The organism is Paraburkholderia mimosarum LMG 23256 = NBRC 106338 (assembly GCF_000739815.1).
In the GTDB taxonomy this organism is placed as follows: domain Bacteria; phylum Pseudomonadota; class Gammaproteobacteria; order Burkholderiales; family Burkholderiaceae; genus Paraburkholderia; species Paraburkholderia mimosarum.
On sequence record NZ_BBJJ01000047.1, the window covers coordinates 1 to 20,611 of the forward strand.

The 20,611-nt window shown below is 63.4% G+C and carries 17 protein-coding genes and 1 pseudogene; 7 read left to right on the forward strand and 11 right to left on the reverse strand.

The genetic code is table 11. The features are described 5' to 3' along the window. The 4 genes and pseudogenes from BMI01S_RS26155 to BMI01S_RS26170 form a co-directional block, all read right to left on the reverse strand. Nucleotides 1-702 (reverse strand): arginine deiminase family protein (locus tag BMI01S_RS26155; RefSeq protein ID WP_042290984.1); only part of this gene is annotated, 702 nt, incomplete at its 3' end. Nucleotides 703-723: 21 nt separating this feature from the next. Continuing rightward, nucleotides 724-1,995 (reverse strand): annotated as a pseudogene (locus BMI01S_RS26160) (basic amino acid/polyamine antiporter); the annotation flags it as partial. A 164-nt stretch (nt 1,996-2,159) separates the two neighbouring features. Continuing rightward, complete coding sequence (locus tag BMI01S_RS26165) at nt 2,160-2,738, reverse strand: outer membrane lipoprotein (RefSeq protein ID WP_306303737.1); 579 nt, start codon at nt 2,736-2,738, stop codon at nt 2,160-2,162. A 261-nt stretch (nt 2,739-2,999) separates the two neighbouring features. Continuing rightward, nucleotides 3,000-4,973, reverse strand: coding sequence for an esterase/lipase family protein (locus BMI01S_RS26170; protein ID WP_244145367.1), 1,974 nt, complete (start codon nt 4,971-4,973; stop codon nt 3,000-3,002). Nucleotides 4,974-5,250: 277 nt separating this feature from the next. Between BMI01S_RS26170 and BMI01S_RS41070 the strand changes: the two genes are divergently transcribed. Together BMI01S_RS41070 and BMI01S_RS26175 are read left to right on the forward strand one after the other, a co-directional pair. Then, complete coding sequence (locus BMI01S_RS41070) at nt 5,251-5,568, forward strand: hypothetical protein (RefSeq protein WP_154671346.1); 318 nt, start codon at nt 5,251-5,253, stop codon at nt 5,566-5,568. A 395-nt stretch (nt 5,569-5,963) separates the two neighbouring features. Continuing rightward, the gene (locus tag BMI01S_RS26175) at nt 5,964-7,328 is read left to right on the forward strand and encodes an NAD(P)/FAD-dependent oxidoreductase (protein ID WP_081723507.1); all 1,365 of its coding nucleotides are present in this window, start codon (nt 5,964-5,966) and stop codon (nt 7,326-7,328) included. Between the two features lie 135 nt (nt 7,329-7,463). Here the strand turns inward: BMI01S_RS26175 and BMI01S_RS26180 are convergent, their stop codons facing one another. Then, the gene (locus BMI01S_RS26180; protein ID WP_028231934.1) at nt 7,464-8,294 is read right to left on the reverse strand and encodes a MerR family transcriptional regulator; all 831 of its coding nucleotides are present in this window, start codon (nt 8,292-8,294) and stop codon (nt 7,464-7,466) included. Nucleotides 8,295-8,612: 318 nt separating this feature from the next. On the opposite strand from BMI01S_RS26180, the gene BMI01S_RS26185 reads away from it, so the two are divergent. Both BMI01S_RS26185 and BMI01S_RS26190 read left to right on the forward strand, forming a co-directional pair. Next, on the forward strand, nt 8,613-9,230 hold the full coding sequence (locus tag BMI01S_RS26185) for a LysE family translocator (RefSeq protein WP_028231935.1): 618 nt from the start codon (nt 8,613-8,615) through the stop codon (nt 9,228-9,230). 66 nt (nt 9,231-9,296) lie between these two features. Then, on the forward strand, nt 9,297-11,663 hold the full coding sequence (locus BMI01S_RS26190; protein WP_028231936.1) for a DNA polymerase II: 2,367 nt from the start codon (nt 9,297-9,299) through the stop codon (nt 11,661-11,663). Nucleotides 11,664-11,688: 25 nt separating this feature from the next. On the opposite strand, the gene BMI01S_RS26195 is transcribed toward BMI01S_RS26190, so the two are convergent. Beyond that, nucleotides 11,689-13,104, reverse strand: a complete 1,416-nt coding sequence (locus BMI01S_RS26195; protein ID WP_028231937.1) for an aminotransferase-like domain-containing protein — start codon at nt 13,102-13,104, stop codon at nt 11,689-11,691. 168 nt (nt 13,105-13,272) lie between these two features. Here BMI01S_RS26195 and BMI01S_RS26200 point away from each other — a divergent pair, with 168 nt between their 5' ends. Next, the gene (locus BMI01S_RS26200) at nt 13,273-14,601 is read left to right on the forward strand and encodes an omega-aminotransferase AptA (RefSeq protein ID WP_028214287.1); all 1,329 of its coding nucleotides are present in this window, start codon (nt 13,273-13,275) and stop codon (nt 14,599-14,601) included. A gap of 222 nt (nt 14,602-14,823) precedes the next feature. Beyond that, nucleotides 14,824-15,072, forward strand: a complete 249-nt coding sequence (locus tag BMI01S_RS26205; protein WP_028231938.1) for a hypothetical protein — start codon at nt 14,824-14,826, stop codon at nt 15,070-15,072. A gap of 150 nt (nt 15,073-15,222) precedes the next feature. On the opposite strand, the gene pcaC is transcribed toward BMI01S_RS26205, so the two are convergent. The 5 genes from pcaC to BMI01S_RS26230 form a co-directional block, all read right to left on the reverse strand. Then, nucleotides 15,223-15,615, reverse strand: coding sequence for a 4-carboxymuconolactone decarboxylase (gene pcaC, locus BMI01S_RS26210; protein WP_028231939.1), 393 nt, complete (start codon nt 15,613-15,615; stop codon nt 15,223-15,225). Further along, nucleotides 15,615-16,403 (reverse strand): 3-oxoadipate enol-lactonase, encoded by a 789-nt coding sequence (gene pcaD / locus BMI01S_RS26215; RefSeq protein ID WP_028214284.1) that lies wholly within the window; start codon nt 16,401-16,403, stop codon nt 15,615-15,617. The genes pcaC and pcaD overlap by 1 nt, the downstream gene beginning before the upstream one ends. Nucleotides 16,404-16,435: 32 nt before the next feature. After that, nucleotides 16,436-17,803 carry a 3-carboxy-cis,cis-muconate cycloisomerase gene (locus BMI01S_RS26220; RefSeq protein WP_028231940.1) on the reverse strand — a complete coding sequence of 456 codons (1,368 nt, stop codon included), beginning with the start codon at nt 17,801-17,803 and terminating at the stop codon, nt 16,436-16,438. 145 nt (nt 17,804-17,948) lie between these two features. Further along, nucleotides 17,949-18,608 (reverse strand): 3-oxoacid CoA-transferase subunit B, encoded by a 660-nt coding sequence (locus BMI01S_RS26225; RefSeq protein WP_028214282.1) that lies wholly within the window; start codon nt 18,606-18,608, stop codon nt 17,949-17,951. Between the two features lie 17 nt (nt 18,609-18,625). Then, entirely contained in the window at nt 18,626-19,333 is a 708-nt protein-coding gene (locus BMI01S_RS26230; protein WP_028231941.1) for a 3-oxoacid CoA-transferase subunit A, read from the reverse strand. Nucleotides 19,334-19,664: 331 nt separating this feature from the next. On the opposite strand from BMI01S_RS26230, the gene BMI01S_RS26235 reads away from it, so the two are divergent. After that, nucleotides 19,665-20,588, forward strand: coding sequence for a LysR family transcriptional regulator (locus BMI01S_RS26235; RefSeq protein WP_028214280.1), 924 nt, complete (start codon nt 19,665-19,667; stop codon nt 20,586-20,588). Nucleotides 20,589-20,611 lie beyond the last annotated feature (23 nt).

Genomic DNA, 20,611 nt, shown 5'->3' on the forward strand with positions numbered 1-20,611 from the left:
ACCGCCTTCGAGCGTGGCCATGCCGTGATCCAGTGTGGGGTCGCCCCACCAGACGTTGACCTTGCCCGCGAAATCAGGATGAAACCGGTAAATCGCGGCGGCGAGGATCGTTTCCTCGTGCCGTGCAGGCCAGTACAGCGGATTGAGCGTCACGCCGCCGTAAATCCAGCAGGTGGTGTCACGCGTGTACAGGGTGTTGGGCAGCGGCGGCAGCAGATATTCGGTGGAACCCGCCGCTTCCCGCACGACCTTGAGCGCCATGCCGCCGTGCGCCTCGGGGAAATCGTAGATCGAGAGGCCGCCAAGCAAGGTCTCGGCGAGCGTGCGATCGTCGAGGCCTTCCAGATAGCTTCGCAGTTCGTCGATGAAACCCAGTCCGACCTGGTCCGGCACGATCTGGTTATCGAGGATCCACTTCTTGCCTTCCGGCACGGCCACGGTTTCGGCGAGCAGGTTATGCATCTCGATCACCTCGACGCCGCGGTCGCGCATCTTCGTGACGAAGTCGAAGTGGTCGCGCTTCGCGTTGTCGACCCATAGCACGTCGTCGAACAGCAACTCGTCGCAATTGCTCGGCGTGAGGCGCGAGTGCGCCATGCCCGGCGCGCACACCATCACCTTGCGCAGCTGCCCGACTTCCGAATGAACCCCGAAGGGGCTTTCTTCCTTCACCTTGCCGTTCCCACCACCCTTCTTCGCCATATCGATCTCCGCTCGTCCCAGTTAGATCGCCATGAGGCCCGTTGCAAGGGCAACGATGCACACGATGGCCGCAACAGCCGTCACGATGAAAATGGCCCAGTCGCTCATACCTTCGAAGACTTTCAGGTTTCGCTCGCGCCGTGCCATGACGTACAGCACCGTGCCCGGTGCATAGAGAATTGCCGCCAGCAGGATGAATTTCACCCCACCGGCAATGATCATGAACAAGGTGTAGATCACCGCGACCGAGGCGAACGCGAGGTCGCGTCTGCGCTCTTCGGGCCGCACCTCGTAGCTCTCGCCCCGGTTCGACACCATCCATCCGTAGGCTGCGACGAACAGATAGGGAATCAGCGACATGGAGCTCGTGAGATTGAGCATCAAGGTGAATGCATCGCGCGAGAAGTACGTGCTCGCGACCAGAATCTGTACCACGATGTTGGTGATCCAGAGCGCATTGGCTGGCACGTCGTTGGCGTTTTCGCGCGCGAATATCGCCGGCATGTCCTTGTTTTTTGCCGCGGCGAACATGACTTCCGCGCAGATCAGCGACCAGGCCAGGTAAGCGCCGAGCACCGAAACGATCAATCCGATGCTTACGAATACTCCACCCCACGGACCGACCACGCTTTCGAGCACGGCCGCCATGGATGGCTGCCGCATGCCTGCCACGTCAGCACGCGGCAGCACGGCAAACGGCAGCATCGAGACGAGTACCATGAGCGCCGTCACCGCGACGAAACCAAAGATCGTTGCACGCCCAACGTCCGTGCGCTCCTTCGCATAGCGCGAATACACGCTCGCGCCTTCAATGCCGATGAACACGAACACGGTGACAAGCATTGTCGCGCGCACTTGCTGGAGAATGCCGCCCTCATGGGCCGCGGACTCGATATTCAGGCGGAACGTGCCGTACTTGAACACGAAGAGCAGGATGACGATGAACACCAGAATCGGAACGACCTTGGCGAACGTCACGACGGTATTGATGAACGCCGCCTGCTTGACGCCACGCAGAATGAGGAAGTGAAACAGCCAGATGCCGATCGACGCCACGACGATCGCCGTCACCGTGTTGCCATCACCGAAGACCGGAAAGAACGCACCGAGCGTGGACTTGATCAGCACCCAGTACGACACGTTGCCGATGCAACTGCTGATCCAGTAGCCGAATGCGGAGAGGAAGCCCGGGTAATCGCCGAAGCCCTCCTTGGCATAGACGAAAACGCCGGCGTCGAGGTCGGGTTTTCGCTCCGCGAGCGCCTGAAACACGCGTGCGAGCGTGTACATGCCTATGCATCGCCGTCAGTTGCATGCGACTCATCTTCTGCACGGTATCGGCCATCGCTTTCCTCGCTTTATCTGGGACTTCGTTCTAACGAGCAACCCCACCTGCGTCGTGAAACACGAATCGTTATCCTGACGATAATCACCGCGCTGCGGAAATCACTTGCGCTTCATCGGGTCACGCGAACGGCGTTGTGACCGAACAGCACGCGAACAGCGTCACCAGGGAAAAGTTGCTGATCGGCATCTTGCGTCACGGAAATCAACTGCCCCGAATCCAGACGAACGCCGATTTCAACGCCCGCTCGCCGCGTCACACGCGCCTCGACGGCATTGCCGGCCAGTCCGCCCAGCACCGCACCGCCAACGCCCGCGGCAACGGCGCCGTTACCGCGCCCGATGGTGCTGCCTGCCGCTATGCCGCCCAGTGCGGCACCCGAGACCGCCCCTACACCGGTCGGGCCGGGTTGGATCGTGACAGGCCGAACGGTTTCGATCACGCCAGTCTCGACCACCTGCGCCTGCTGCGCCTGGGCCGGCGTAAAGCTGTTGGCCGAAGTTGGCGTATCGCAGCCAGTGAGCGCAATCGAGGCGAACAGCGAGCCAATCAAAATGCCAGCGAAATGTCGCATGACAATCCCCTTGTGATATTCACTCCCTACCCAGTGCCCGTCAGCTGACCGCTTCTCCCGGCGTCTGCCTGCATCCTTTAATTCCAGTTCGCCAATCCGTGAAGCGTCGTTGGCCACGACGTGGACGGACGATCCTATTATTTGGACACCTGATTAACGTCATAACATTTACAGCAATATTTTTCTGTGTCTTCAATCGAATTTATGCGTTCAACAGGTCATTTTCAAACCAGTATTACCCTGGTTCATGAATTGTTAATTCATCCCTGACAGTTATCAAATTCTACGCATCTTCGCTTTTATCCGCATCGTAGGTGTGCAATGAAACACAAACGCGGAATGCCTCGCAAACGACTACGATCGCGCGACCGCCCCATGTCACCTGTCTCCCGCTTCCCCGCAAGCCTCGCCACGCGCATCGATCGTTTCGATATCCTCGTGCAAGATCCGGCGGATTTCGAGAATCGCCTCCGGCGTCTGCTGGACGCTGTGTCCGGCGACGATCACCTTTTCCGAAAGGGCCCCCGCGAAATGCGCACTGCGATAAGGGACCACGCCATCATCGGAATCCTCCAGCGGCCCGTTCTCCCGCCGCCTTGCGATGATCGAGTGAAAGCACACCTGAGGGCTGGCCGGTAGCTGCGCAGTCACACGGATCATTGGATCGGTTTCACGCAATTGCTCGATACTGTTCGGTACATGAAACGTCTTACCCTGGGGATCCAGACTTGTCGCAGTTTGCATCACGTCCTCGATTTCTGTCAGCAGTGCGAGTGGCAACCGCACGAGATTTGCAACCCATCGGGACAGGCGATTGCTCGCGAATGGCGTGCCCCGGTGTGGCGCGGCGATGAAAATCGTTCGCTCCACCTGCGGCATCGGCTCGAAGCGCAGCAAGCGATTGAGCCGCTCATCCGCGCGATCGACGTCGGTGCCCTGGGGTACATAGGTATCCTTGAAGGCCGCCCATAGCTCGTCGCCGGAACTCGAGACCAGCAGCCTCGCAAGAACGCCGCCCATGCTATGGCCTATCAACACCATGCCGCGCGAAGCCGGCATCGTGCCGTCAGGATCGAAGTGTACGAGCGTTGCTTGAATGGCTCTTCGAATCCGCGCAAGGTTGACCAGGATGGGGACGTTGGTCGGGTAGTAAACCTGCCACACCTGAAAATGCTCCCGCAGCAATAAATCGCCCTGAATATCGTTCGCAACATTGACCCATGCTTCCGGGCTACTCGCAAGACCGTGCAGCATCAGCACGATTCGCCGATCGGGATCGAAAGGCTGCATCAAATAGATGCGAGGACGATCAATGCCGCGCGAGCGCCCGAAGAGCGTGCGCAGCGACTGGCCGGCGAAGCCCGAGCGCGCCAGCCAGATCCCGTAGCCTGCACTGAAATTCGCGGCCAGCGGCACAGTCTGGCCGTGATGCTCGACACGCTCCTCACGATAGGGGTCGTAGACGGACAAGGTGACATCGCGCGAGCGGAGGACCTCGTCGAGCGTCCCCTGACTAAACCAGACCAGCGCGGTGACATTCGGCGAGGGCATTTCGCTGAACGGGCGGGTGTCTTGCGCTGGACGCGCGGTGGCTGGCTGCGAAAGGTCTGGGCCAGCGGTCGCATCGACATCGGAACCGGCAGCGCCGTCCTGCGAAGGCTCGCTCATGACCGCGACGAGTTCCGCGCCGAGCCCATCGCGGCGGTAAATGCTGCGCAGCCCCGCAAACGACAACCTGGAGGCGGGAATCACTTCGCGTGGTTCGCGCACGCCTTCCGGCAGCCTGACCCGGTGCAGGTCGAGATGAATGCTCCAGCCGGCTATGAACTGGGTACCGTGACCGCCACCGCCGGACTCCGAATCGAGCGCCCCGCGCAGGAACAGCGCGCCGGCCAGTTCCTGGACTGCGTAGTTATAGTAGTCACGGACCTGCGTCTGTCGATCCTCGAAGGCTCGTTCGCCGGCCGTGCGCTGACCGAGAAATAAAAATGCGTACGAGTAGCGCGCGGTTTTGAGCCACAAATCAAATTGTGTATCGTTCCAGGTGGCGCCGTTCGTTGGCGTCTGCGCAATGGCCATCTGCAGGGATAGCTCGGCCAAACTGGCGAGTCGCCGATCGATGTCGATTCCGTTGACGGAGGCGATTGCGTCAATGCACGGTTGAGGCTCTCTCTGGCAGGCGCTCTCGTTGAGCGCCGCAACGCGCACCACGTCTCGTGTGGCGGCGCTCAGGCGGCCGGTCGAAAGCACGTCGCCGCGCCGCATGGCGATGTATTGCTGCGGCCCTTGCGAACTGACGGTCACCATCGCACAGCCGGACAGCAGACCCGGGAATAGAAACGTAAGGATCAAGCTACGCGGGTTCCGCAAAGACAGGATGCATGCTACGACGAGTTGAGCCCAGGAATGCTGACGGGCGGATTTGCCGCATTCACACGGGCGATTCGGGACTATTGAATAACGCGCGCGGTTCAAGCATGCGCACGACATTGCGACGACGCACGCAAGGTCGGAAAACGTTGGCAGCCCGCGGCCAGTGGACGGACTTTCACACGCCCGATCAAGCGGACGTCCTTGCAATACCGTGCAGTCGTTCTCGCGGTCAATCATTTCGATGTAGACCGTCATCATGGCCGGATTGTCAAAAGGCTTGCCGATTCCCGAACTCGGCGACGCTCCTTCAGACGAATCAGAGACGCTGATGGATGAATTGCCGACTGCCGGTGATCGTTGCGAGCGCGACCTCCGGTGCCTTCAATGGCCGGTTGATTTTGTCGCGCCGCGTAATGTCCTGTCCCAGCCCCATTGCGCGCGCATCGAGGATGGAACGGGGCCAACATACCATTGTTTATCGATAGCAGCGCTGACGTTGCTCGCCGCCCGCCCCCGCCAGCAAGGACTTGGACGGAACGCTCTGCTGTTTCGCGTCGCCGATGCGTTGAAGTGATATTTCCTGGCTCTCGCCTTCGATGCTGCATTGTGGAATGCCTGCCTGGCCGCATTGCGACATGGCAATGAAACGGATTCAACGGCAGCACTTTTCGATGCGCCGATAACCTACGCGATTCAATCAGGATAGCTAAAGTAAATTATGCAGCCAGCGTGGCGTTGAGGCCCCGAAGCGCTGGAATCTGGACAAGTCGGCAGGAGCGGCATGGCCCCGACCCAATCTGACCGAGTCTCGTTGGCACGATGTGCGTGCGCGGGTGGGAAAACCCTGATTACACCGCTGGACAGATTCCCTTACCTTGCGAATCTACAGAAAACATATAGCATTTTTTACACATGAACATTTTGACTTCTTCGCCACGAGAGTCGAGGCCGCTCCAGCGAAGTTTCTGGATGCAGGAAACCGAGCCGCAGTTGCGGCCTTGTGCGTCGCTGACCACTCGTGAAACGGCCGACGTCGTCATCGTTGGCGGGGGATACGTGGGGCTGTGGACCGCCCTCACCCTCAGCGAACTCAGCCCCGAAAAGAAAGTGGTCGTGCTCGAGCGCGACGTTTGCGGGGGCGGCGCATCCGGACGCAACGGCGGCTTCGTCATGTCGTGGTGGCCAAAGATCGCGTCGCTGCTGGCCTTCATGGATGTCGAAAGCGCACGCTTTCTTGCGAACGCCTCGGAACACGCGATCGAGGAACTCAGGGCATTCTGCGAGCTGCACGCCATCGATGCGCATTTCCGGCGTGCCGGCTGGCTGTGGACCTCGACATCGGAAGCACAGCGTGACTCGTGGGCAGCGACCGTCGAGACCTGCGCGAGGCTGGGCATGCGCCCGTTCGAGGCCGTAGCGCCTGCCGAAGTGGCCCGCAGAACCGGATCGGCAATTCACCGCGCGGCCGTGTTCGAGCGCAGCAATGCCACTGTGCAACCTGCCGCGCTGGTTCGCGGCATGCGCAGAGTGGCGATGGAGCGCGGCATCCGGATCTACGAGAACACGCCGGTCCTGGAGATAGGTCACGACATCCCTTCGGTCATTCGGACTGCAGAGGGTGAAGTCCGTGCCCCAGCTGTGGTGTTGGCAACGAACGCATGGGCGGCCGCCGTTCCGGAGATCGAGCGTTTGATCGTGCCCGTGAATAGCTCGATCGTGGTCACCGAATCCATTCCAGAACGGTTGAAGGCGATTGGCTGGACGGGCGGCGAGGCCATTACCGATTCGCAGTTGATGGTCGACTATTACCGGACGACGCGAGATGGGCGTATTGCCTTTGGAAAGGGCACCGGCGCGCTGGCCAGAGGCGGCGTCATCGACGCGACGTTCAGTTACCACAGGCAAGGCTGTGCCATGGCGGAGCATGACTTCAGGCGTAGTTACCCGATGCTCTCCAACGTGCGCATCACGCATGCGTGGTCGGGACCGATCGACCGGACTTACGACAGCCTCCCTGTATTCGGCACGTTGTCGGGCACCAGCCATATTCACTATGGCGTTGGCTGGAGCGGCAATGGTGTCGGTCCCAGCCGGATCGGCGGAAGAATTCTGGCAAGTCTCGCGCTCCAGCGCAAAGACGAATGGAGCGGCTGCGCGCTGGTTGCACGTCAGGCGAAACCGTTTCCGCCGGAGCCGGTCAAGTATCTCGGTGGTTCATTGGTGCGAGGCGCGGTGCGCAGAAAGGAGTCCCGCGAAGCGGTCGGCGCCCGGCCCAGGGCAATCGACATGATGCTGGCGAAATTCGCTCCATCCGGACTAGAAGATAAATCTTGAGGATGACCTGGCATAAAGCCGGTGATTGTTCACGGTGAGGAAAGCACCGGTTTATCGCCGCGGTCCGGCGGTCGCCGTGCCGCTCCGATGCCTCAGGCGCGCGTCGGTTGCGATGCTGCGCGCGCCAGCTTTCAATCAGAAGCTCTTCGGCGTATTGACCCAGACGAGAACCGTTGGCTCGTCGCCGATGGCTTTCCAGCTGTGAGGGCGCTGACTCGCGAAGGCGATGCTGTCGCCCGGGCCGAGGATGTGCTGCACGTCGTCCACCGAAATCTGAAACGTTCCAGACAGGACGTGAATGAATTCCTCGCCTTCATGCGAGTAAAAGCCGCTGCTCTCAGCGCCCGGTTGAAGCACCCACTTCTGGCAGTCGAGCAGATCGAGCGACTCGGCCAATTGCAGGATGCGGATGTTTTTTCCAAAGCCCGCAACGCTCCTTTCACTCCCCCGGCGCACGACGTCACGATGCGGCCCGCGGCTGGACGGCCGCGAGAGGTCCGTGACCGTCGTGCCATAGCACAACGCGAGCGCCTGCATGCTCGCCACCGTGGCACCCTGTGACGTACGTTCGAAAGTCGAGATAAAGGAAACCGGAAGGCCAGAAGCCTCAGCCGCCCCGCGCAACGACATTCCGGCTTTGTTTCGGGCCAGCCGGAAACGGCTGCCCAATCCGGTCAGCCCGTTGTCGTTCACGCTGTCCGCGTTCTGAGCTTCGCTTTGCTGCGCAATGGCGGCAGTATTGAATCCTTTCTCCGCGAGCGCCTTGCGAATAGCTGACATATTCAGCCCCTCGACTTTTCGCATGTGCTGTATCGCGCGAATTTTCTCGATATCCGCCTGATCGAAAACACGCTGGCCCACCGGTGAGCGCTTCGGCGACACCAGCCCGTGTTGCTCCCACAGCCTCAGTGTGGATACGTTCGTTCCCGTCAGTCGGGCAACGTCGGTAATGCGATGCAGGGTCATGCGTGTTCCTCGGCGTGTGATGGGCGAATTCAGGCAGGAAAAGCGCCTGCTTGCGCCCATGGCGGACCAGCAGCGGTCCATTATTTTACCGGTTCGTCGAATGTCCGAAGGGACGCGCGTTTCAGGCGAACACGGCATCGCTGTTTCGCATTCGCGCGATTCGCCCTGGCTTCGCACACGCATGAAGGCCATACGATACGCGGGCCTCATGCCCTATCCGTACCGCCCACCGTCCCATGAACTGTACCGGTACTGTATAGAAAGTTGTGGATAGACTGTCTTCCAATCTGCAATCCCTTTCCGAACCCTCCTCGCCCCATGTTGCCCGAACTGTTCAGCGCGCTGCCCGCCGGCATGCTTTTCGTCGTGGTCACGACCATCACGCCCGGCCCGAATAACACCATGCTGCTCGCCTCCGGCGTCAACTTCGGCTTTCGCCGCACCGTGCCGCACATTCTGGGCATTAGCGCCGGCGTGGTCTTGCTCATGCTCTCGGTCGGCTTTGGGCTCGGCGAAGTATTCCGGCACGTTCCCGTGCTCTATGTCGTGCTGGAAACCGCGAGCATCGCGTATCTGCTGTATCTCGCCTGGAAGATCGGCACGTCGGGCGACCTCAAGGTCAAGGGCGGCGAGCACCGGCCCATGCGCTTTCATGAAGCCATCGCCTTCCAGTGGGTCAATCCCAAGGCATGGATGATGGTGCTCACGGCCGCCACTACCATCCGCCTGTCTGCAGACTTCGGCACCAATACGATGGTGATGGCGTTACTGTTCTATGTGATCGGACTGCCCTGCATCTGTATGTGGGCCGCGTTCGGCACCGGGATGCGACGCTTTCTCTCGAATCCGCGCAGGCTGCGTGTCTTCAATGTCGCCATGGCGCTCTCGCTGCTCGTTTCGCTGTATCCCATGTTCGCGCACGTGCTCCGGCGATAGACCATCCTCCCTGTCCCCGCCCGGACGTTACAATTGCAACGGGAAAATGGGCGGTGGAGTCACACTTTGTCTGAGTTTGAAGCGGGCTTTATTCTCACCCGCCATTGGCGCGATACGGGCGACAGCACGGAAGTGAATTTCTGGCTCGCGACCGAAACAGGGCCGCGCCGCGTGCGTCTGCGTCCGCAGCCGTCCGTCGCTTTCGTGCCGGTCGCGCAGCAGGCGGCTACGCGCAGCGTGCTGGAACGCGATGCGCGCGCCGAGCTTCGCCCGCTTGCGCTGCAGGACTTCCAGCGCCGCCCCGTGCTCGGCCTCTACTCCCCGCAATATCGCAAGTTGACGGGGCATGCAAAGCGCCTCGCCAAGGCGGGCATCGACGTCTACGAAGCCGATATCCAGCCGCCGGAGCGCTACATGATGGAACGCTTCATCACGGCGCCCGTGCTGTTTCGCGGCGAGGCGGGCGCGGGCGGCGCGCTGTTCGACGGCGAGATGAAACCCGCCAACGGCTATCGCCCGCGACTCAAGCTCGTATCGCTCGATATCGAAACGAGCGCACAAGGCGAACTGTATTCGATTGCGCTGGAAGGCTGCGCTCAGCGCCAGGTCTTCATGCTTGGGCCCGCAAACGGCAACGCGAGCCCGCTCGACTTCGACTTCGAGTACTGCGATAGCCGCGCGCAGATGCTCGAGCGCCTCAACGCGTGGATGGCGCAGCACGACCCCGACGCGATCATCGGCTGGAATCTCGTGCAGTTCGATTTGCGGGTGTTGCACGCGCATGCCCGGCAAACCGGCGTGCCCCTGCGCCTCGGACGCGGCGGCGAGATCATGGAGTGGCGCGAGCACGGCACGCAGGAGAACCATTTCTTCGCGGGCGCCGCGGGCCGCCTCATCATCGACGGCATCGAGGCGTTGCGCTCGGCCACCTGGAGCTTTCCGTCGTTCAGCCTCGAGTATGTCGCGCAGGCGCTGCTCGGTGAAGGCAAGTCGATCGATAATCCGTATCAGCGCATGGACGAGATCCAGCGCCGCTTCGACGAGGACAAGCCCGCGCTCGCGCGCTACAACCTCAAGGACTGCGAACTGGTCACGCGCATCTTCGAGAAGACCGAACTGATCTCCTTCCTGCTCGAACGCGCGTCGGTGACGGGACTGCCGGCCGATCGCATGGGCGGATCGGTGGCCGCCTTCACGCATCTCTATCTGCCGAAGATGCATCGGCTCGGCTATGTCGCGCCGAATCTCGGCGACGTGGTGGGCGAGAACAGCCCCGGTGGCTTCGTGATGGACTCGCGCCCCGGCATCTACGACTCCGTGCTCGTGCTCGATTACAAGAGCCTCTACCCCTCGATCATCCGCACGTTCCTGATCGATCCGGTCGGTCTGATCGAAGGCCTGAGCGAACCCAGCGACGAAGCCTCCGTGCCGGGCTTTCTCGGCGCCCGCTTTTCGCGCAGCAAACACTGCCTGCCCGAAATCGTGCGTCAGGTGTGGGAGGGCCGCGAGAGCGCGAAGCGGCAGCACAATGCCCCGCTTTCGCAGGCGCTGAAGATCATCATGAATGCGTTCTACGGCGTGCTCGGGTCGACTGGATGCCGCTTCTTCGACCCGCGCCTCGCTTCGTCGATCACGATGCGCGGGCATGAGATCATGCGCAAGACTCGGCAGCTCATCGAGTCCCAGGGCTACGACGTGATCTACGGCGACACCGATTCGACCTTCGTCTGGCTCAAGCACGCGCACAGCGAGGCCGACGCCGCGCGAACGGGCAAGCAGCTCGTCGAATACGTGAATGCCTGGTGGAAGGCCGAACTCGAAGATCGATTCGGTCTCCAAAGCGCTTTGGAATTGCAGTTCGAACGCCATTACTCGCGTTTTCTCATGCCCACCGTGCGCGGGGCGGAAGAAGGCAGCAAGAAGCGCTACGCCGGCCTCACGCTCGCGAAGGACGGCCGCGAGGAAGTCGTGTTCAAGGGGCTCGAAACCGTGCGCACCGACTGGACGCCGCTCGCGCAGGAGTTCCAGCGCGAACTGTACCGGCGCATTTTCCAGCGCGAGCCTCATGTGGAGTACATCCGCGACTATGTGCGGCGCACGCTCGATGGCGAACTGGACAGCCAGCTCGTCTATCGCAAGCGCCTGCGCCGGCCGCTCGCCGAGTACCAGCGCAATGTGCCGCCGCACGTGCGAGCCGCGCGCGTCGCCGACGAGTTCAATCGCGCGAAAGGCCGTCCGCTCCAGTATCAGAACGGCGGCTGGATCAGCTACGTGATGACGACGGCCGGGCCCGAGCCGCTCGAAACGCTCAGTTCGCCGCTCGACTACGCGTTTTACGTGAGCCGCCAGCTACAGCCCGTCGCGGATGCGATTCTCCCTTTCCTGCGCGAGGATTTCGAAACGGTGATGTCGGGGCAGCAGAGCTTGTTCTGACGTTGAACGCGCGCCGTCGCCGCCCTCAGCGCACGCGCTCGATGAAGCGCCACAGCGCATCGTCGGTCGAATACGGCGCGTTGAAGCGGAACCACGCGCTCGGTTCGTCGTCGGGCCGGAAATACGAGCCCGGCGCGAGCCAGATGCCGTCACGCAGCGCCGCTGTCGCAATCGCCCCCGCGCGTTCGGGCTCGACGGCCAGGCGCGCCCACACGAAGAGCCCCGCGCGCGGCCGGTGGAACACCTCCAGCCCGAGCGCGTCGAGCCGCTCCTCGACGCACGCATGCGCGGCCTTCAGGCGTTCGTTCACGAGCTCGACATGGCGCGCGTGACGGCCTTCGAGCAGCACCTTGTCGACGACGCGCTCGATGGTCTCCGACGACGTCAGCCCCACCGCCATTTTTGCGCGCGCCAGTTCGCGCAGCACGTCGCGCTCGGCCACCACGTAGCCGCAGCGTAGAGATGGCGTGACCGTCTTCGAAAAGCCGCCCACGTAAAGCACGCGCTGCAGACCTTCCATCGCCGCGAGGAGCGGCGCGCCGGGCGGCGCGAGCTCGCGGCTCACGTCGTCCTCGACGACCCACATGCGCTGGCGCTCGGCGATCTGCAACAGGCGGAAGGCGTTGGCCATCGTGAAGGTCGCGCCCGTGGGGTTCTGCAGCGTCGTGTTCACGAAGATCGCCTTGGGCTGATGCGCGGCCACCTGGCGCTCCAGCGCCTCGATGTCGAGCCCGGCCGGCGTGCGCGGCACGCCGTGCACGGTGAGTCCCGCGAGCTTGAGGATCTGCAGCAGATTGCAGTAGCCGGGGTCCTCCACCAGCACCGTGTCGCCCGCGCGCAGCAGCGTGCGCACGACGAGATCGAGCCCCTGCGTCGCGCCATGGGTGAGCAGGACGTTCGACACCTCGACAGGAAGCCCCTGGCGGTCGAGCTGCGCCGCAATGCGCTCGCGCAGCGGCGCGTAGCCGTACGGGTGCCCGTAGTCGCCAAGGCGCACGGCGGGCACGCGGCTAAGCGCGCGCAGGGTGTGATGGAGGCCGCTTTCGTTGATCCATTCGCCCGGCACCCAGCCGCAGCCGGCCTTGATCGGCACCGAATGATCGGCGAAGACGTCGGAGAGCAGCCACGTGGCCGTGAGCGTGGGCGGCTGCCAGCCCGTCACGCGCGCCCGCTCCGACTCCCCGCTGCTCTCGTGGCGCGCCGCCACGCGGTAGCCCGAGCCGCGCCGCGCCACCACGACGCCCATCGAAACCAGCCGGTTGTACGCCTCCGTCACCGTATAGGTGGAAAGCGAATGCGTTTGCGCGAGTTGCCGCACCGAAGGCAGCAGCGCGCCGGCGCGCAGCGTTTGCGCTTCGATGGCGCGCGTGAAGGCCTGTACGAGCTGCTCGACGAGCGTGGTGGAGGCGCCGCGGCCACGCTCCAGTGCGAGTTCGATCATGGGAAAGCAAGGACGTGATGCGAGGGAAAACCCGAACGATTCGGAAGCCGACCAATACAGTTGACGAGAATTGTCCAGCACAGTTTTCAGATCAGTATAGAGACTGTCTATGCCGCGGCTCAAGTCCCGGCGCTACAGTTGTGCAAACCCAACTGAGGAGAAACACGCATGACTTCGCGCCCCGTCATCGACGATCTCTCGTCGTTCTGGATGCCATTTACCGCGAACCGCCAGTTCAAGGCCGCGCCGCGCCTGCTCGAATCGGCGAGAGGTATGTATTACCGCACGAGCGACGGCCGCGAAGTGCTGGACGGCAGCGCGGGCCTGTGGTGCGTGAACGCGGGGCACGCACGCGAGGAAATCGTCGCCGCGATCGCCCAGCAAGCGGCGACGCTCGATTTCGCCCCGACGTTCCAGATGGGTCACCCGCTCGCGTTCGAAGCGGCCAGCAAGATTGCGGAAATCATGCCGGCCGGCCTCGACCGCGTGTTCTTCACGAATTCCGGATCCGAGTCCGTCGATACGGCGCTGAAAATCGCGCTGGCCTACCATCGCGCGCGCGGCGAAGGCCAGCGCACGAAGCTGATCGGCCGTGAGCGCGGCTATCACGGTGTGGGCTTCGGCGGCATCTCGGTGGGCGGCATCTCAGCGAACCGCAAGGCGTTTTCGGGCCAGTTGTTGCCCGCCGTCGATCATCTGCCGCACACGCACAACCTCGAACACAACGCGTTCTCGAAGGGCCAGCCGGCCTGGGGCGCGCATCTCGCGGACGACCTCGAACGCATCGTCGCGCTGCACGACGCCTCGACCATCGCCGCCGTGATCGTCGAACCCGTGGCGGGCTCGACCGGCGTGCTGGTTCCGCCGCAAGGCTACCTCCAGCGTTTGCGCGACATCTGCACGAAGCACGGCATCCTGCTGATCTTCGACGAGGTCATCACGGGCTTTGGGCGCCTCGGCAAGGCCACGGCCAGCGAGTATTTCGGCGTGACGCCCGACATCCTCACAATGGCCAAGGCGATCAACAACGCCGCCGTGCCGATGGGCGGCGTGGCCGCGAGCCGCACGGTTCACGACACCATCGTGAACAGCGGCGCGCCGGGCGCCATCGAACTGTTCCACGGCTATACCTATTCGGCGCACCCGCTGGCCGCCGCCGCCGCGATCGCGACGCAGGATCTGTATCGCCGCGAGGGCCTGTTCGAGCGTGCCCACGCGCTCGCACCGAAGTTCGAGGCTGCCGTGCACGCGCTGCGCGGTGAGAAGCACGTGAAGGACGTTCGCAATCTCGGCCTCGTCGCCGGCGTCGAACTCGAGTCGCGCGACGGTGCGCCGGGCGCGCGCGCTTACGAAGTCTTCGTCAAATGCTTCGAGGCGGGCGTGCTGATCCGCTTCACGGGGGACATTCTTGCGTTCTCGCCGCCGCTGATCGTGAGCGAGGAGGAAATCGCACGCCTCTTCGGCACGGTTCGCGACGTGCTCGCCACGGTGCAGTAAGACGCGAAGCGAGCGTTTTTTCGTTCAATGTGATGTGCTCGCATGGGCGGCCCGATTTCGGGCCGCCCTTTCTTTTCGACCCCGTTCGAGCCAACCGGACTCCCGGTTCAAGCACGGAACGCGCCATCGGCGTATCGTTGCGTTATCCGCCACGGCACACGCCATTGCACGTTGAGCCGCAGCGCGCCGCAACCCACGTGCGCTGCGCCAGGAGGGAATCTCATGAAGATGCCAGTCCGCACCGGCACGCATATCGAGGGCGTCCACTGGATCGCCGAGTATCTGGAAGCGACCCATCAGATCCGCGTCTTTCGCGGCGGCCGTGTGGTCGATACGATCGCCGCACCCGCGGCGATGTTCGGCGAAGAGCGCGACGCGGGCTCGGCCAGCGATGCCGCGAGCCGCGCCGAGGAAGCCGCGCCGCTCGCCTTCCTGCGCCGCTACGTGGCCGACGTGCAGCCTGAAGAGTAGGAATCTCTAGCGCAAACCGCGCTTGCCACGTCAGGCGCCGCGCATCGCGTGGTTCGTGATCACATAATTAATCTGTACTGCAGAACGATGTTGCGCCGCCGGTGTTCGACTGAACGCGGGGCGCCGGCCCCGCGCCTGTTCATCACAGAATCAGGACTGCTGCTCGCCGTCCTGCTCGCGGAAAATCCGGTCGGCGAGATGAAACGCCGAGTTCGCCGCCGGCACGCCGCAATAGATCGCGGTCTGCAGCAGCACTTCCTTGATCTCGTCGCGCGTAACGCCGTTGTTGCGCGCCGCGCGCAGATGCAGCGCGAGTTCCTCGCTGCGATTGAGCGCGACCATCATCGCGATCGTCAGCAGGCTGCGCGTGTGGCGCGGCAGACCTTCGCGCGTCCAGATCTCGCCCCATGCATAGCGTGTGATGAAATTCTGGAATTCCGCGGTCACTTCCGTGCGATTGGCGATCGAGCGATCGACGTGCGCGTCGCCCAGCACCGCGCGGCGCACCTGCATGCCTGCTTCGTAGCGCTCCTCGTCGTTCATCACGCCTCCAGCAGGAAATCGGTCACGATCTTGTTGTATTCGTCCGCCCTCTCGACATTCGAAATGTGCGCGGCGTTCAGTTCGACATAGCGCGCGCCCGGCACCGACGCGGCCAGTTCGCGCCCTTGCGCGGGCGTGGCTGCCACATCGTGCGTGCCCGAGATTACGAGCGTGCGCGCCTTGATCGAGCCGGCTTCGCCGCGCAGGTCGGTGGCGTTGATCGCGTCGCAGTTCGAAGCGTAGCCCTCGTTGTCGGTATGCACGAACACGTCGCGCACCTGCGACATGACGAGCGCATGGTTCGCGGCGAATTCAGGCGTGTACCAGCGCGGCAGCACCGCGTCGGCGAGCGCGAGCATGCCTTCGCTGCGGGCCTTCGCCGCACGCGGCACCCAGACTTCGGGCGAGCCGATCTTCGCGGCCGTATTGCACAGCACGAGACGATCGATGCGGTCGGCGTAACGGGCGCCGAGGCCGACGCCGGTCAGCCCCCCCATCGAAACCCCGACGAAATGCGCGCGCTCGATGTGGAGCTGGTCCAGCAGACCGATCACGTCGCCGGTCAGTTGCTCGATCGTGTACGGGCCCTGCGGCGCCGCCGAGTGGCCGTGGCCGCGCGTGTCGTAGCGCAGCACGCGGAAGTGTTTCGTGAATTCGGCGAGCTGCGGCGTCCACATCGACACGTCGCTACCGAGCGAATTCGACAGGACCACCCACGGCGCCGTGCGGTTCGCCGTACCGTCGATGCGGTAGAACAGGTGCGTGTCGTTGACGGCTGCGTAAGGCATGCGTGTTACTCCTCGTGTGTCTTCTGTAATGATCAATGGGACGCGCGCAATTTTTCGCGCCTCTCGTACGACGCCAGCACGGCGTCGACGAAAGCCAGCGCTTCGCCCACGTAGTTGGCCGGATCGAGCAGCGCCTTCAGGCGCGCTTCGTCCAGATGACGGGTGACAGCGGGATCGGCCGCAAGGACTTCGTAGAGCGTGCGACCGCTTTGTACCGCTGATTTCGATGCGTGCTCGACGAGATGATGCGCGTCGAGGCGGCCGATCCGGTCGCCTAGCGCAAGCATCACCGCCTCACCGAGAATCAGGCCGTGGGTGGTGTCGAGATTCGCCGCCAGCCGCTCGGGCCGAACTTCGAGTCCCGCCGCGATCTGTTCGATCTGCGCGAGCGCCCCGCCGGCGAGGCGCGCGAGATCGGGCAGCGCATCCCACTCGGCTTGCCAGCCGCCGAGCGCGCGCTCATGCTCCTGAACCATGCCCGCGAACACCGTCGCGACGAGGCCCGGCGCGCGCGTGGCAGCCGTCAGGACGGCTGCGCAACCCACGGGATTGCGCTTGTGCGGCATGGTCGAGGAACCGCCCTTGCCTGCTGCCGCCGGCTCGGCCAGCTCGCCGATTTCAGTCTGCATCTGCAGCGAAATGTCGCGTGCGATCTTGCCTAGCGTGCCGATGAGCATGCCGAAGAATGAAGCGGCCTCGGCAATGCGGTCGCGCTGCGTATGCCACGGCAACGCGGGCGACGCGAGACCAAGCTCCTGCGCGAGTGCGGCGCTCACCTTCGGCGCGGCGTCGCGCAGGCTGGCGAGCGTGCCGGCCGCGCCGCCGAACTGCAGCACGAGCGCGCGCTCGCGCAGCGCCGCGAGCCGTTCGCGATGGCGCAGCATGGCGTCGAGCCACTGCGCGAACTTCAGGCCGAGCGTGATGGGCAACGCCTGTTGCAGCCACGTGCGCCCCACCGCGGGTGTCGAGCGATGCTTGCGCGCGAGGTCTGCCAGCGCCGCACTGAGCGAATCGATGCTGCGTTCGATAAGGACGAGCGCATCGCGCAACTGCAGCACCGTGGCCGTATCGATGATGTCCTGGCTCGTGGCGCCCCAGTGAACGTACTTGGCGGCTTCCGGGTCGGCAGCCTTCACGCGTGCCGTGAGCTGCTTGACGAGCGGGATCGCCAGATTGCCGCCCAATGCGGCGTCGCGTGCGAGCGCGGGCGCGTCAAGCTGATCCGCCGCGCAAGCCTCGACGATCGCGGCCACGGCCGACTGCGGAATCACGCCATGCGCGGCGCAGGCGCGCGCGAGCGCCGCCTCGACATCGAGCATGCGTTGCAGCGTGGCGTCCGCAGACCAGACCGCATTCATCGGCTCGGTCCCGCAGATCAGGCTCGTGAGGCGTTCAATCATGGAATGTGGCGCGAAGAAGAACGGCGTTCAGAAGGGATCACGGATCGAAGGAACGAAGCGGGCGCGGCAACCGGCGGCGAATACCCCCGGTTGCCGCGCCACTGCGTGCAAAAGATGCGCACGTCGATCGATGCAAGCAGACAGTTTACGCCGCGCGGCGGTTTTGCGTCGCGTCGATCAGCGGCACGCCGGCGAGCTTCTGGAGGGCGTCGAAATCGATGTCCGAATAGATCTCGCGCACGGCCAGCCCTTCGGGCGTGACGTCGAACGCGGCCAGGTCCGTATAGATGCGGCCCACGCAAGCCACGCCCGTGACCGGGTACGAGCACTCGCTCACGAGCTTGCTTTCGCCCTGCTTCGTGAGCAGTTCCATCATCACGAACACCTGCTTCGCGCCGAGCGCGAGGTCCATTGCGCCGCCCACGGCCGGAATCGCATCGGGCGCGCCGGTGTGCCAGTTCGCGAGGTCGCCCTTCACCGACACCTGGAACGCGCCGAGCACGCAGTAGTCGAGGTGGCCGCCGCGCATCATCGCGAACGAATCGGCATGGTGGAAGTAGGCGCCGCCGGTGAGCAGCGTGACGTGCTGCTTGCCCGCGTTGATGAGTTCATCGTCTTCCTCGCCGGGCGCGGGCGCCGGGCCCATGCCTAGCAGACCGTTCTCGCTGTGCAGGAAAATTTCCTTGCTCGGGTCGAGGTGATTGGCGACCAGCGTGGGCACGCCGATGCCGAGATTCACATACGCGCCTTCGGGAATGTCCGCGGCCACGCGCTTGGCCATTTCGTCGCGATTCAGTCGTTTCATTGCCTCTCTCCGTTCCTTCAGGCAGCCTGGCCGCCTTGCTGCCCATGCGCTCGATGCGCCGCTTGCGGCACTTCCACGACACGCTGCACGAAAATGCCGGGGGTCACGATGTTTTCCGGATCGAGCTGGCCCAGTTCGACGACCTCGGAAACCTGAGCAATCGCGACCTTCGCCGCGCTCGCCATGATGGGGCCGAAGTTGCGCGCCGTCTTGCGGTACACGAGGTTGCCCCAGCGATCGCCCTTATACGCCTTGATAAGTGCGAAGTCGGCGTGCAGCGGTGCTTCGAGCACGTAGTGCCGGCCATCGATCAGGCGCGTTTCCTTGCCTTCGGCCAGCCTGGTGCCGTAGCCCGTGGGCGTGAAGAAGCCGCCGATCCCGGCGCCCGCGGCGCGGATGCGCTCGGCCAGATTGCCCTGCGGCACGAGTTCGAGCTCGATTTCGCCGGCGCGATAGAGCTCGTCGAACACATACGAATCGGTTTGACGCGGGAACGAGCAGATGATCTTGCGCACACGTTTCGCCTTGAGCAACGCGGCAAGGCCCATGTCGCCGTTGCCCGCGTTGTTATTGACGATCGTGAGATCGCGCGCGCCCTGCTCGATGAGCGCGTCGATCAGTTCGGCGGGCATGCCGGCCGTGCCGAAGCCGCCGATCATCACCGTGGCGCCGTCATGGACGTCGGCAACGGCGGCTTGAAGCGAGTCGAAAATCTTGTTGATCATGCCTGTTCCTGAAAGCGATCCGCATCGCGGAAAGTCCACGTCACTCGATCGCGAAAAGTTCTATATGCGAACACTGATTCGTTTAGCGAACGTCCAGCGCATTATCGGAGCGGATTCAAGCACTTGTCAAGGCGTGTCTACCCAAACCGGCAGTCCATTGCATGGCATGGGGCGCGTCATGTCAGGCGCGCAGATGCACTTTTCTGCCGCTCTGCCAGGGGAGAAAGCCGACGACGCTCGCCCGTGGGCATACCCGAATATCCGGAACGCCGATTCATCGGCTAGCCTTTATCCGATTTCGACATAGTGCGCTCTCGCCACCCGCTGCTTCATGCAAGACCTCGATCTCAACCTCATCCCCTTTCTCGTGGCCATGGACGAGGCACGCAATGTGAGCCGCGCCGCCGAGCGCCTCGGCGTGAGCCAGCCGCGCGTGAGCACGGCGCTCGGCAAGCTGCGCGAATACTTCGGCGACCCGCTTTTCGTGCGCACCTCGCGTGGCATGGAGCCCACGCCGCGCGCGCTCGGGCTGATTCCCGCCGCGCGCGACGCGTTGGTGCGCATCGAGAAAGGTATGCTGCAGGCGCAAGACTTCGATCCCGCCACGAGCACGCATACGTTTTCCATCGCGCTTTCCGACGTGGGCGAGATCGTCTTCCTGCCGCGCCTCTTGCAGGTATTCGGCGAGCGAGCGCCCAAAGCGAACCTGCGCTCGGTCTCCCTGCCGCCAAGCCAGGTGGAGCGCGGTCTCGAATCGGGCGACATCGATCTCGCGGTCGGCTATTTTCCCGATTTGGGCGGCAACAACTTCTTCCAGCAGCGTCTCTTCACACACCGCTTCATCTGCATGATGCGCAGTGGGCATCCGCTCGCCGGCAAAGGCATGACGATCGAGCAGTTTCTTGCCACGGGCCACGCCGTCGTACGCGCCGAAGGGCGCAGCCAGGAAGTGCTGGAACAGTATCTGGAGAAGAGGCGCATGCGCCGCCGCGCCGTGCTCGAAACGCCTCACTTCATGAGCCTGCCGTTCATTCTCACGCGCTCCGATCTCATTGCGACCGTGCCGCATGCAATCGGCTTCGCCTATGTGTCCGAACATGCATCGGTGACGCTAGTGGAACCGCCGCTGCCGCTGCCGCGCTTCGACCTCAAGCAGCACTGGCATCGCAAATTTCACAACGCGCCGCGCGGCGAATGGTTGCGCGGCGTGGTCGCGGAACTGTTCAACGACGCCATGGACGAGTGGCCCAGGTAACCCGGACGATCGCGCGCGTCTCG

What these genes read in the sequence shown, in the direction of transcription:
- BMI01S_RS41070 (WP_154671346.1), top strand. Translation starts at nt 5,251, where the DNA reads ATGGCCGGATTGTCAAAAGGCTTGCCGATTCCCGAACTCGGCGACGCT.
- BMI01S_RS26175 (WP_081723507.1), top strand. Translation starts at nt 5,964, where the DNA reads ATGCAGGAAACCGAGCCGCAGTTGCGGCCTTGTGCGTCGCTGACCACT.
- BMI01S_RS26180 (WP_028231934.1), bottom strand. Translation starts at nt 8,294, where the DNA reads ATGACCCTGCATCGCATTACCGACGTTGCCCGACTGACGGGAACGAAC.
- BMI01S_RS26185 (WP_028231935.1), top strand. Translation starts at nt 8,613, where the DNA reads ATGTTGCCCGAACTGTTCAGCGCGCTGCCCGCCGGCATGCTTTTCGTC.
- BMI01S_RS26195 (WP_028231937.1), bottom strand. Translation starts at nt 13,104, where the DNA reads ATGATCGAACTCGCACTGGAGCGTGGCCGCGGCGCCTCCACCACGCTC.
- BMI01S_RS26200 (WP_028214287.1), top strand. Translation starts at nt 13,273, where the DNA reads ATGACTTCGCGCCCCGTCATCGACGATCTCTCGTCGTTCTGGATGCCA.
- BMI01S_RS26205 (WP_028231938.1), top strand. Translation starts at nt 14,824, where the DNA reads ATGAAGATGCCAGTCCGCACCGGCACGCATATCGAGGGCGTCCACTGG.
- pcaC (WP_028231939.1), bottom strand. Translation starts at nt 15,615, where the DNA reads ATGAACGACGAGGAGCGCTACGAAGCAGGCATGCAGGTGCGCCGCGCG.
- pcaD (WP_028214284.1), bottom strand. Translation starts at nt 16,403, where the DNA reads ATGCCTTACGCAGCCGTCAACGACACGCACCTGTTCTACCGCATCGAC.
- BMI01S_RS26220 (WP_028231940.1), bottom strand. Translation starts at nt 17,803, where the DNA reads ATGATTGAACGCCTCACGAGCCTGATCTGCGGGACCGAGCCGATGAAT.
- BMI01S_RS26225 (WP_028214282.1), bottom strand. Translation starts at nt 18,608, where the DNA reads ATGAAACGACTGAATCGCGACGAAATGGCCAAGCGCGTGGCCGCGGAC.
- BMI01S_RS26230 (WP_028231941.1), bottom strand. Translation starts at nt 19,333, where the DNA reads ATGATCAACAAGATTTTCGACTCGCTTCAAGCCGCCGTTGCCGACGTC.
- BMI01S_RS26235 (WP_028214280.1), top strand. Translation starts at nt 19,665, where the DNA reads ATGCAAGACCTCGATCTCAACCTCATCCCCTTTCTCGTGGCCATGGAC.